This is a genomic window from Nocardioides immobilis (genome assembly GCF_003515065.1).
Lineage (GTDB): Bacteria > Actinomycetota > Actinomycetes > Propionibacteriales > Nocardioidaceae > Nocardioides > Nocardioides immobilis.
Window position 1 is genome coordinate 84,692 of record NZ_QXGH01000026.1, and the last position, 11,320, is coordinate 96,011.

Annotated in this window: 11 protein-coding genes; 2 read left to right on the forward strand and 9 right to left on the reverse strand. The window is 70.7% G+C overall.

The features are described from left to right. Window positions 1-5: 5 nt before the first annotated feature. Genes hisF through hisD form a run of 7 tightly spaced genes read right to left on the reverse strand, consistent with a single transcriptional unit; the run spans window position 6 to window position 5,873 of the window. Entirely contained in the window at window positions 6-767 is a 762-nt protein-coding gene (hisF, locus tag D0Z08_RS20905) for an imidazole glycerol phosphate synthase subunit HisF (RefSeq protein WP_118927204.1), read from the reverse strand. A gap of 10 nt (window positions 768-777) precedes the next feature. Next, entirely contained in the window at window positions 778-1,518 is a 741-nt protein-coding gene (priA, locus tag D0Z08_RS20910) for a bifunctional 1-(5-phosphoribosyl)-5-((5-phosphoribosylamino)methylideneamino)imidazole-4-carboxamide isomerase/phosphoribosylanthranilate isomerase PriA (RefSeq protein WP_118927205.1), read from the reverse strand. 4 nt (window positions 1,519-1,522) lie between these two features. Next, the gene (locus tag D0Z08_RS20915) at window positions 1,523-2,158 is read right to left on the reverse strand and encodes a hemerythrin domain-containing protein (protein WP_118927206.1); all 636 of its coding nucleotides are present in this window, start codon (window positions 2,156-2,158) and stop codon (window positions 1,523-1,525) included. 23 nt (window positions 2,159-2,181) lie between these two features. After that, a complete protein-coding gene (gene hisH / locus D0Z08_RS20920; protein WP_118927207.1) occupies window positions 2,182-2,826 on the reverse strand; it encodes an imidazole glycerol phosphate synthase subunit HisH in 645 nt (214 codons plus the stop codon). A 22-nt stretch (window positions 2,827-2,848) separates the two neighbouring features. Beyond that, window positions 2,849-3,463 carry an imidazoleglycerol-phosphate dehydratase HisB gene (gene hisB, locus D0Z08_RS20925; RefSeq protein ID WP_118927208.1) on the reverse strand — a complete coding sequence of 205 codons (615 nt, stop codon included), beginning with the start codon at window positions 3,461-3,463 and terminating at the stop codon, window positions 2,849-2,851. Continuing rightward, the gene (locus tag D0Z08_RS20930) at window positions 3,460-4,563 is read right to left on the reverse strand and encodes a histidinol-phosphate transaminase (RefSeq protein ID WP_118927209.1); all 1,104 of its coding nucleotides are present in this window, start codon (window positions 4,561-4,563) and stop codon (window positions 3,460-3,462) included. The genes hisB and D0Z08_RS20930 overlap by 4 nt, the downstream gene beginning before the upstream one ends. Continuing rightward, entirely contained in the window at window positions 4,560-5,873 is a 1,314-nt protein-coding gene (gene hisD, locus D0Z08_RS20935; RefSeq protein WP_118927210.1) for a histidinol dehydrogenase, read from the reverse strand. The genes D0Z08_RS20930 and hisD overlap by 4 nt, the downstream gene beginning before the upstream one ends. A 79-nt stretch (window positions 5,874-5,952) precedes the next feature. Between hisD and D0Z08_RS20940 the strand changes: the two genes are divergently transcribed. Together D0Z08_RS20940 and ybaK are read left to right on the forward strand one after the other, a co-directional pair. Beyond that, entirely contained in the window at window positions 5,953-6,618 is a 666-nt protein-coding gene (locus tag D0Z08_RS20940; protein WP_118927211.1) for an LON peptidase substrate-binding domain-containing protein, read from the forward strand. Beyond that, window positions 6,615-7,082, forward strand: coding sequence for a Cys-tRNA(Pro) deacylase (gene ybaK, locus D0Z08_RS20945; protein ID WP_245994247.1), 468 nt, complete (start codon window positions 6,615-6,617; stop codon window positions 7,080-7,082). The genes D0Z08_RS20940 and ybaK overlap by 4 nt, the downstream gene beginning before the upstream one ends. Here the strand turns inward: ybaK and D0Z08_RS20950 are convergent. Both D0Z08_RS20950 and dnaE read right to left on the reverse strand, forming a co-directional pair. Further along, on the reverse strand, window positions 7,045-7,710 hold the full coding sequence (locus tag D0Z08_RS20950) for a hypothetical protein (RefSeq protein WP_118927213.1): 666 nt from the start codon (window positions 7,708-7,710) through the stop codon (window positions 7,045-7,047). The two genes, ybaK and D0Z08_RS20950, sit on opposite strands and share 38 nt — an antisense overlap. A gap of 4 nt (window positions 7,711-7,714) precedes the next feature. Continuing rightward, window positions 7,715-11,287, reverse strand: coding sequence for a DNA polymerase III subunit alpha (dnaE, locus tag D0Z08_RS20955; protein WP_118927214.1), 3,573 nt, complete (start codon window positions 11,285-11,287; stop codon window positions 7,715-7,717). Between the last annotated feature and the right edge of the window lie 33 nt (window positions 11,288-11,320).

An 11,320-nucleotide genomic window follows, 5' to 3' on the forward strand; every position in this document is an offset into this window, starting at 1 on the left:
ACCCGTCACCTGACCGGATAACCCGCGTCGCCCAGTGTCTGCTTCACGTCACCGATCCGCAGGGTGCCGAAGTGGAAGACGGTGGCCGCGAGCACCGCGTCCGCCCCGGCCTCGACCGCAGGTGGGAAGTGCTCGACAGCGCCGGCGCCGCCCGAGGCGATCACCGGGATCGAGACCTCGGTGCGCACCGCGCGGATCAGCTCGAGGTCGAACCCCGAGGTGGTCCCGTCGGCATCCATGGCGTTGAGCAGGATCTCCCCTGCGCCGAGCTCGGCAGCCTGCACCGCCCACGCGATGGCGTCGAGGCCGGCGGACTTGCGGCCACCGTGGGTCGTGACCTCGAACCCGGAGTCGGTCCCAGGCGCCCGCCGCGCGTCGACCGACAGCACCAGGACCTGGTTGCCGAACCGGTCGGCGATCTCGGCGACCAGCTCGGGGCGGTGGATGGCGGCGGTGTTGACCGCGATCTTGTCGGCGCCCGCGCGGAGCATCCGGTCGACGTCGTCGACGCTGCGGATGCCGCCGCCGACGGTGAGCGGGATGAAGACCTGTTCCGCCGTGGCCGACACGATCTCCAGCGTCGTCGCCCGACCCTCGTGGGACGCGGAGATGTCCAGGAACGTCAGCTCGTCGGCGCCCTCGGCGTCGTAGGTCCGGGCCAGCTCGACGGGGTCACCGGCGTCACGCAGCTCCTTGAAGTTGATGCCCTTGACGACCCGGCCCGCGTCGACGTCGAGGCACGGGATGACCCGGACCGCGAGGCTCATCGCCAGCCCCTCATCGGCCCGCAGCAGGCAGCGTCAGCGCGAGGGCGTCCTCGAGCGTGAACTGGCCCGTGTAGAGCGCGGTGCCGGCGATCGCGCCCTCGACGCCGATCGGCACCAGCTCCATCAGGGCACGGATGTCGCCGAGCGTCGTCACGCCTCCGGAGGCCACGATCGGCCGGTCCGTGGCCTCGCAGACGTCGCGCAGCAGCTGCAGGTTGGGCCCCTGGAGCATGCCGTCCTTGTTGACGTCGGTGACGACGTAACGCGCGCAACCCTCGGAGTCGAGGCGCGCCAGCGTCTCGTAGAGGTCGCCGCCCTCCTGGGTCCACCCGCGGGCCGCGAGCGTGCGGCCGCGGACGTCGAGCCCGACCGCCACGCGGTCGCCGTACGTCGCGATCGCCTGCGCGCACCACTCCGGCTGCTCGAGCGCCGCCGTGCCGATGTTGACGCGCCGGCAGCCGGTCGCCATCGCCGCCTCCAGCGACTCGTCGTCGCGGATGCCGCCGCTCATCTCGACCTGGATGTCCAGCTTGCCGACGATCTCGGCCTGGAGCGCGCGGTTGTTGCCGTGCCCGAACGCCGCGTCGAGGTCGACCAGGTGGATCCACTCAGCGCCGGCCTCCTGCCAGCGCAGGGCGGCCTCGATCGGGTCGCCGAAGCGCTTCTCGGACCCGTCGACGCCCTGGACCAGCTGGACGGCCTGGCCGCCCTTGATGTCGACAGCGGGCAGGAGCTCGAGGTAGTCGCTCACGGGGTCATGCCTTCCAGATCGGAGCGATGTCACGGCGGTAGCCGCGACCGAACAGGGCGCCGACGATGAGTACGACGGGCGCCGGGATGGTCTGCTTGAGTGCGGTCTTCTCGCGCTCGGTGGCCCCGTCCTGGACCCAGACGAGGAAGTCGCCGGCCTTGGACAGGTCGGTGTGCCGCACCTCCTTCTCGGCCACCTTGAACCCGGGGTCGCCCTGGTGCTCGGCGATCAACGGCTCCACGTCGCGCTCCTCGTGCTCGAGGTGCCGGTCGACCACCGCGCTGGAGGCGTCGATCACCGCGGCCGCCTCGGCGGCCTTCGTGGCGGACGGATCGGCGACGACTCCGTCGATGGCGTCCTGGCCGGCGACCAGCGCGTCGTGCAGCTCGCCGTGCTCGGCCTCCATCGCGTCCAGCAGGGCGCCGTCGACACCCTGGGCACGGAGGAACGGGAAGATGTGGTGGTCCTCGCCCTCGTGGTGGTGCTTGAGCTCGGCGCGGAGGAAGTTCCAGGCACGCTGGATGTCCCGGGCACGCTCGGCGTCGCCGTCGGCCATCGACCGCAACGCGGCCGCCGTACGACTGAGGTCGCGGCGTACGGCGGCGTGGATGATCTGGTTCATGCTGAGGTCAGCGGCCATGGCGAAACGCTATCCGAGCCGCGTCAGAGCCCGGTGACCCAGTTGCGCAGCAGCTGAGCACCCGCATCGCCCGACTTCTCGGGGTGGAACTGGGTCGCGCACAGAGGACCGTTCTCGACGGCCGCGACGAACCGGTCGCCACCGTGCTCCGCCCAGATCACTCGCGGCTGGTACGGGCCGGGGGTGCGGTCGTTGGTGACGAGCGTCCAGTCCCGCACGCCGTAGGAGTGCACGAAGTAGAACCGCTCGTCCTCGATGCCGGCGAACAGCCGCGACCCCTCCGGGACGTCGACCGTGTTCCAGCCCATGTGCGGCACGATCGGCGCCTGCAGCCGCTCGACGACCCCGGGCCACTCGCCACAGCCCTCGGTCTCGACCCCGTGCTCGATGCCGCGCTCGAACAGGATCTGCATGCCGACGCAGATGCCGAGCACCGGGCGGCCTCCGGCGAGGCGCCGGCCGATGACCCGCTCCCCCCGGATCCCGAGCAGCCCCCGCATGCACGCGGCGTAGGCACCGACGCCCGGCACCAGCAGCCCGTCGGCCTCCATGGCGAGGTCGAGGTCGGACGTCAGCGTGACGGTCGCGCCGGCGCGCTCGACTGCGCGCACGGCGGAGCGCAGGTTGCCCGACCCGTAGTCCAGGACGACAACAGAAGGACCGGTCACTCCGTCCGACCGTTCGCTGCGCTCACAGGGCGCCCTTGGTGGAGGGGATCCCCGTCTCGCGCGGGTCGATCGCGATCGCGTCGCGGAACGCCCGGGCGAACGCCTTGAACTGCGTCTCCACGATGTGGTGCGGCTCGCGGCCGGCCAGCACCCGCACGTGCAGCGCTAGGTGCGCGTGGAACGCGATCGTCTCGAAGACGTGCCGGGTCAGCGAGCCGAGGTAGGGGACGGCCTCGCCACCGCCGCCGAGCGCGACGTACGGCTGGCCCTCCGGCTCGCCGGTGTGGACGCAGTAGGGACGGCCCGAGACGTCGACCACGGCCTGCACCAGCGCCTCGTCGAGCGGCACGGTCGCGTCGCCGAAGCGGCGGATGCCGACCTTGTCGCCGAGCGCCTCGCGCAGGGCCTGTCCGAGCACGATCGCTGTGTCCTCGACCGTGTGGTGGGCGTCGATGTGGGTGTCGCCGGAGGTCTGGACCGTGAGGTCGACCAGCGAGTGCCGGGCGAACGAGATGAGCATGTGGTCGTAGAAGCCGACGCCGGTGGAGACGTCGTGGCGCCCCGAGCCGTCGAGGTCGACCTCGACGAGCACCTTGGACTCGCTCGTCTGCCGCTCGATGCGGGCAGTTCTACTCATGCCATCTCCTTCATCACTGCGACGAGAGCGTCCTCGAACGCCGCCATCTCCTCGGGTGTCCCGATGGACACCCGCAACCAGCCGTCGGGACCGGTCTCCCGGATCAGCACACCCCGGTCGAGCAGTCCCTGCCAGACAGCATGACGATCCCCGACGGTCCCGAACAAGCAGAAATTGGCGTCGCTGTCCGCCACCTGCAGTCCCTGGTCGCGGAGCCAGGCCACCGTCTTGTCCCGCTGCGCCCGCAGCTGGTCGACGTTGCCGAGCAGCTCCGGAGCGTGCCGCAGGGCCGCCAGCGCCGTCGCCTGGGTGACCGCGGACAGGTGGTACGGAAGGCGGACGACGCGGATCGCGTCGCAGATCGCCGGGTCGGCCGCGAGGTAGCCCAACCGCAGCCCGGCTGCCGCGAACGCCTTGCTCATCGTCCGGGTCACCACGAGGTTGCGGTGCGCGGGCAGGAGCTCCAGCGCGCTCGGGACGCCGGATCGCCGGAACTCGCCGTACGCCTCGTCGACGACGACGACCCCGCGGTCGCCCACCGCCTCGCAGAGAACGGTGATCGCCTCCGGCGGCAGCGCGGTGCCGGTCGGGTTGTTCGGGCTCGGCAGCAGCACCACGTCGGGCCGGACCTCGGCGATCAGCGCCCGGGCGCGGTCGAGGTCGAGGGAGAAGTCGTCCTCCCGACGACCGGCGACCCACGCCGTCATCGAGTCGCGGGCGTACTCCGGATACATCGAGTACGTCGGCGCGAAGCTCAGCGCGGTCCGACCCGGGCCGCCGAACGCCTGGAGCAGCTGCAGCATGACCTCGTTGGACCCGTTGGCCGCCCACACCTGCTCAGGGACGATCTCACCGGGGACGTCGCGAGAGAGGTACGACGCCAGCGCGGTCCGCAGCGCGACGAACTCACGGTCGGGGTACCGGTTCAGGGTGCGCGCCGCCTCCCCCGCCGACGCGGCGATGTCGGCGACGCACTCCTCGGACGGACCGTACGGGTTCTCGTTGACGTTCAGCTGGACGGGCACCAGGTCGACAGGGAGCTGCGGCGCCCCGTACGGCTCGATCCCGGCGAGCTCGGGGCGGATCGGAGGGAAGCTCACTCCGCGAACCTGACCTTGACGGCGGCGCCGTGGCCCGGGAGGTCCTCGGCGTCGGCCAGCGTCACGACGTGGTCGGCGACCTCGCCGAGCCCTTCGCGGGAGTACTCGACGACGTGCACCGACTTGGTGAACGCGCGGACCGACAGGCCCGAGGAGTGGCACGCGCAGCCGCCCGTGGGCAGCACGTGGTTGGACCCCGCGCAGTAGTCGCCGAGGCTGACCGGGGCGTAGGGGCCGACGAAGATCGCGCCGGCGTTGCGCACCCGGGCCGCCCAGGACGCCGCGTCCGCGGTGTGGATCTCGAGGTGCTCCGCGGCGTACGCGTCGACCACGGCGAGGCCCTGCTCCAGGTCGCGCACCAGCACGATGCCGGACTGCGGACCGCTGAGCGACGTCCGGATCCGGTCGACGTGCTTCGTGGCGGACACCTGCTTGTCGAGCTCGGCGTCGACGTCGTCGGCCAGTGCCTCCGAGGTCGTCACCAAGACCGAGGCCGCGAGCGGGTCGTGCTCGGCCTGGCTGATCAGGTCGGAGGCGACGAAGGCCGGGTCGGCGGTGTCGTCGGCGAGGATGGCGATCTCGGTCGGGCCGGCCTCGGAGTCGATGCCGACCAGGCCCTTGAGGATCCGCTTGGCGGTGACGACGTAGATGTTGCCCGGGCCGGTGACGAGATCGACCTTGCGGCACGGCGCGACGCCGTACGCGAACATCGCGATCGCCTGTGCGCCGCCGACGGCGTAGACCTCGTCGACGCCGAGCAGCGCGCACGCGGCGAGGATCGTCGGGTGCACCGAGCCACCGAACTCCTGCTGCGGCGGGCTCGCCAGTGCGATCGACGCCACCCCGGCCGTCTGCGCGGGCACCACGTTCATCAGCACGCTCGACACGAGAGGCGCAAGCCCGCCCGGCACGTAGAGACCGACGCGGTCGACCGGCACCTTGCGGTGGGTGACCCGGGCGCCCGGACCGAGGTCAGTCACGGCGTCCGCTTCGAGCTCGTTGGCGCAGGTCGCCCGCAGCCGACGGATCGACTCGTCCAGTCCGGCCCGAATGTCGGGGTCGAGCTGCTCGAGCGCCGTGGCCAACGCCTCGGGGGTCACCCGGATGTCCTCGACACGGACGCCGTCGAAGCGTTCGCCGAGATCGCGGATCGCCTCCAGCCCGCCGGTGCGGACCTCCTCGCAGATCGCATGCACCGCCGGCACCGCTGCTTCGACGTCGAAGTCGGCGCGGGGCACGGCTGCGCGGTAGTCGACGCCCGACGATGCGGGGTCGGTCGCGCGCAGGTCGATGCGACGGATGAGGGACATGGGTCGATTCTATTCGCCGGGACCGCGCGTACCCGTGTCCTGACGACCGCTGGACAGCCCGGCACCGTAGGTTTGACGTGTGACGGACCGGATCCCGATGTTCCCGCTGAACAGCGTGGTGTTCCCGGGCGTCACCGTGCCGCTGCACGTCTTCGAGGACCGCTACCGCGCCCTGATGCACCACCTGCTCCGGATCGACGACCCGGCCGACCGGGTGTTCGGGTCGGTCGCGATCCGGGAGGGCTACGAGGTCGGCGACCACGGTGCCCAGTCGCTGTTCCGGGTGGGCGTCCGGCTCCAGCTCTCCGAAGCCGAGGTGCGGCCCGACGGCACCTTCGACATCGTCGCCGTCGGCCGCGACCGGATCCGGCTCGACCGACTCGATCGCGGCGACCTGTTCCCCGTCGGTGAGGTCGACGACCTTCCCGAGCCCGAGGTGCGCGTCCCCGAGGAGCTGGTCGTCCTCGCTCGGGCGACGTTCACGGCGTACCGGCAGGCGCTCGGCGAGATCTCCGCCGATCCCTACCGCGGCGCGCTGCCGACCGACACGACGTACCTCTCCTGGGTGCTCGCGGCCTGCGCACCGCTACCGATGTCCGAGCGACAGCAGCTGCTCGAGGCGTCCGACGCCGAGGAGCGGCTGGTGCTGGTGACCGAGCTGCTGCGCGGAGAGCTCCGGGCGATGAACGTGATCACGTCGCTGCCGGCGACCGAGGTCGCCCGCACGCGGTGGTCCCCCAATTGACGCCCGCGACCACGGCGCTGACCGCCGCATCGGTCCCGTTCACGGTGCACGACTACGCGCACGACCCCCGGTCGGAGTCGTACGGCGAGGAGGCGGCCGCCGCGCTGGGCATCGCACCCGGCCGGGTGTTCAAGACCCTCCTGGCGGACGTCGACGGTGCGCTCACGGTCGCCGTGGTGCCGGTGTCGGGACAGCTGGACCTCAAGGCCCTGGCCCGCGCGGTGGGTGGCCGGAAGGCGGTCATGGCTGACCCGCGGGCGGCCGAGCGGTCGACCGGGTACGTCGTCGGCGGCATCTCGCCCCTGGGCCAGAAGCGCGCGCACCCGACCGTCGTGGACGCCACCGCGCTCGACCATCCGACGGTCTTCGTGTCCGCCGGACGACGGGGCCTGGAGGTCGAGCTCGCGCCGGACGACCTGGTCCACCTCACAGCAGCGGTGACTGCTCCGATCGGTCGCTCTTGACCGGCTCCAGCCAGTTGCCGGCCTGCTGCTGATCGACCTGCTGTCGCCGCACCTCGCCGGTGAAGGACATGACCGCGATCGCCGCACAGAAGCCGCCGAGAGCGCCGATCGGCCAGCAGAGGAACGGCGTCCAGCCGCTCACCTCGATGGCGGCGGGGTACTCCTCGCAGGGCCCCTTCGTGCAGAGATTGGCCTCGGTGGCGTACCGCTCCGGGTCGGGCGGGCTCATCGCGGTGCCGACCGCCCAGGAGAGGTACGCCGCGAGCGCGCCGCCCACCACCAGGGCGGCCATCGCTGCCAGCGCCTGCCGCCGACCGAGTACGGCGGCGAGAACCCCCAGCACGATCCCGAGCCCGAGCCCGATCACGGCGTACTGCGCCGGGCCGTCGAACTGGTGCGTGAGGCCCGCGTCACTGCTGAGGTCGTACCACGTCGGGCCGTAGCCGAGATCGACGATCGCGCCGGTGTTGGGCGGCCCCCACCAGCGGTACCAGAGCCAGCCGCCGAGCGCACCCAGTGCGGCGCTGCCGGCGATGACCGCGACGACGACGACCGCGATGGCCCGCCACGGAAGCGGTCGACGTTCGTCCGCGGGCGCAGGCGGCGGCAGGGTGTCTTGCTCGATCACTCGCTCATCCTGCCAGGCAGCCGGGACCGAGCAGCTGCTTGAGGTCGGCGAACAGGGCCGGGCTGGGGGCGACGCGGAGCCGGTCGTCGAGCCGCATCAGCTTGGTCGCCTCCCGCGTCAGCAGTCGCAGCCGCACCTCGGTCAGGCCCGGGTGGGTGCCGAGCACCTCCTTGAGCTGGGCGATGACCGGGGCGGTGCAGCGGGTCGCCGGGAGGCTGATGACCACCGGGCCGTCGGTGCCCGTCTCGAGGTCGGGGACGCTGACCTCCTGGCCGTGCAGCTCGGGCTGCTCCTTGCTCCGCGAGAGGCGCCCCTTGACCGTGATGATCGCGTCGGGGACCAGGTGCGGGCTGGCCAGCTGGTAGGCGCTCGGGAACAGCAGCACGTCGATCGCACCCTCGAGGTCCTCGAGGGTGACCATCGCCCACGGGTCGCCCTTCTTGGTGATCTTGCGCTGGACGGAGGTGACCAGCCCGCTCACCGTCACCGTCGCCTGGTCCGGCCGCTCCTCGTCGGTCATCAGCTCGCCGATGGTGCAGTCGGCGCTGCCGGCGAGGACGTGCTCGAGGCCCAGCAGCGGGTGGTCGGACACGTAGAGCCCGAGCATGTCGCGCTCGTGGCCGAGCAGCGTGGTCTTGTCCCACTCGTCGAGGTCGGGGATGGTCACGCTGACCCCGAAGTCACCCCCGTCGAGGTCGTCGAGCCCGGCGAACAGCGAGTCCTGGCCGATCGCCTCGTTGCGCTTGATGTCGACGTACTGGTCGACCGCGGTCTCGTGGATCGCGACCAGCGCCCGCCGCCGGTGCTTGAGGTCGTCGAACGCGCCGGCCTTGATCAGCGACTCGATGACCCGCTTGTTGCAGACCAGCGCTGGCACCTTGTCGAGGAAGTCGTTGAACGACTCGTAGCGCCCCTTGCTCTCGCGGGCGCCGACGATCTGCTCGACGACATTGGCGCCGACGTTGCGGATGGCGGTCATGCCGAAGCGGATGTCGGTGCCGACCGGGGTGAAGTTCTTGGCGGACTCGTTGACGTCGGGCGGCAGCACCTGGATCTTGAGCCGGCGACACTCCCCGAGGTAGATCGCCATCTTGTCCTTGTCGTCCTTCACCGAGGTGAGGAGCGCGGCCATGTACTCGGCGGTGTAGTTGGCCTTGAGGTAGGCGGTCCAGTACGACACCACGCCGTACGCCGCCGAGTGCGCCTTGTTGAAGGCGTAGTCGGAGAACGGGAGCAGGATCTCCCACAGGGCGGTGATCGACGCCTGCGAGTAGCCGCGCTCGAGCATCCCGCTCTGGAAGCCGGCGTACTGCTTGTCCAGCTCCTCCTTCTTCTTCTTGCCCATCGCGCGGCGGAGGTTGTCCGCCTGTCCCAGCGTGAAGCCCGCCAGGACCTGGGCGATCTCCATCACCTGCTCCTGGTAGACGATCAGGCCGTAGGTCTCCCCCAGCACCGTCTCCAGCGGCTTCTCGAGCTCCGGGTGGATCGGGTCGATCGGCTCGCGGCCGTTCTTGCGGCGGGCGTACTTGTTGTGGGAGTCCGCGCCCATCGGACCCGGGCGGTAGAGCGCGCCGACGGCGGAGATGTCGGCGAACTTGTCGGGGCGCATGCTGCGCAGCAGCGCCCGCATCGGACCGCCGTCGAGCTGGAACACACCCAGCGTGTCACCGGCCGACAGCAGCTCGTACGTGGCCGGGTCGTCGAACGGGAGGTCCTCGAGGACGACCTCCTCGCCCCGGTTGGCGCGGATGTTGTCGAGCGCGTCGTCGAGGACGGTCAGGTTGCGCAGGCCGAGGAAGTCCATCTTGACCAGCCCGAGCGCCTCGCACATCGGGTAGTCGAGCTGGGTGATGATCGCGCCGTCCTGCGGACGGGCCATGATCGGCACGATGTCGATCAGCGGCTCGCTGGACATGATCACGCCGGCGGCGTGGACGCCCCAGTTGCGGATCTGGCCCTCGAGCCCGAGCGCCGTCTGGTAGATCGTGCGGACGTCGTTCTCGTTCTCGTAGAGCGCGCGGAACTCCGCGCCGTCCCCGTAGCGCTTGTGGTCGGCGTTGAAGATCTCCTTCAACGGCACGCCCTTGCCCATGATGTCGGGCGGCAGCGCCTTGGTGATCCGGTCGCTGACCGCGAACCCGTAGTCGAGCACCCGGGCGGCGTCCTTGATCGCGGCCTTCGCCTTCAGCCGTCCGAACGTGGCGATGTAGGCGACCCGGTCACTGCCGTACTTGTCCGACACGTACTGGATGACCTCGGTGCGCCGACGCTCGTCGAAGTCGATGTCGAAGTCGGGCATCGAGGGGCGCTCCGGGTTGAGGAAGCGCTCGAAGATCAGGCCGTGCTCGAGCGGGCAGAGGTCGGTGATGCGCAGGGCGTACGCCGCGATCGAGCCCGCGCCCGACCCCCGGCCCGGGCCGACCCGGATGCCGTTGTCCTTGGCCCACTGGATGAAGTCGGCGACCACCAGGTAGTAGCCGCAGTAGCCCTTGCTGGCGATGACGCCGAGCTCCATGTCGACGCGCTGCTTGACCTCGGGCGTGAGCCGGTCGCCCGGGTAGCGCGACTCGATCCCGCGCCAGACCTCCTTGACGAACCAGGACTCCTCGGTCTCCCCGGCCGGCACGTCGGCACGCGCCATGTAGCCGCCGGTCGACTCGGTGAACTCGACGTCACACCGCTCCGCGATCAGCAGCGTGTTGTCGCACGCCTCGCGCAGGTCGTTGTGGTCGCCCCAGAGCTCTCGCATCTCGGCCGCGGACTTGATGTAGTAGCCCGTCCCCTCGAAGGCGAACCGCCTCCCGCCCTGGCTGTAGGGCGGCTCGGACATCCTGCTGCCGGACTGGACGCAGAGCAGCGCCTCGTGCGCGCTCGCGTCCTCGGGGTTGTTGTAGTGCGAGTCGTTTGTGGCGATCGGCGGGATCCCGAGCTGCTTGCCCAGCTTGAGCAGGTCGTCGCGGACCCGCTTCTCGATGTCGATCCCGTGGTCCATCAGCTCGAGGAACACGCTGTCGCGGCCGTAGATGTCCTGGAGCTCGCCGGCCTCGCGGACCGCCTCGTCCCACTGCCCGAGCCGGAGCCGGGTCTGGATCGCGCCGCTGGGACAGCCGGTGCTGACGATCAGGCCCTTGCTGTAGGTCTGCAGCAGCTCCTTGTCCATCCGCGGCTTGTAGAAGTAGCCCTCCAGGCTCGACTTCGACGACAGCCGGAACAGGTTGTGCATGCCCTCGGTCGTCTCGGCCCACATCGTCATGTGCGTGTAGGCACCGCCGCCCGAGACGTCGTCGCCGCCCTCCTCGGCCGTGTTGCCCTTGCCCCATCGGACCCGGCGGCGCTCGGACCGGTCAGTGCCGGGAGTGACGTAGGCCTCGATGCCGATGATCGGCTTCACCCCGTGCTTGCGGGCCTTGGAGTAGAAGTCGTAGGCGCCGTGCAGGTTGCCGTGGTCGGTCATCGCGATCGCCGGCATGCCGAGGTCGCTGACGCGGGTGAAGAGGCCGTCGAGGAGCGAGGCCCCGTCCAACATGGAGTACTCCGTGTGGACGTGGAGGTGGACGAAGTCCCCGGGGGCTGCCATCGGTGCGGAAGGCTCCTCGAAAGGGTCGTGGAC

What these genes read in the sequence shown, in the direction of transcription:
- hisF (WP_118927204.1), bottom strand. Translation starts at nt 767, where the DNA reads ATGAGCCTCGCGGTCCGGGTCATCCCGTGCCTCGACGTCGACGCGGGC.
- D0Z08_RS20915 (WP_118927206.1), bottom strand. Translation starts at nt 2,158, where the DNA reads ATGGCCGCTGACCTCAGCATGAACCAGATCATCCACGCCGCCGTACGC.
- hisB (WP_118927208.1), bottom strand. Translation starts at nt 3,463, where the DNA reads ATGAGTAGAACTGCCCGCATCGAGCGGCAGACGAGCGAGTCCAAGGTG.
- hisD (WP_118927210.1), bottom strand. Translation starts at nt 5,873, where the DNA reads ATGTCCCTCATCCGTCGCATCGACCTGCGCGCGACCGACCCCGCATCG.
- dnaE (WP_118927214.1), bottom strand. Translation starts at nt 11,287, where the DNA reads ATGGCAGCCCCCGGGGACTTCGTCCACCTCCACGTCCACACGGAGTAC.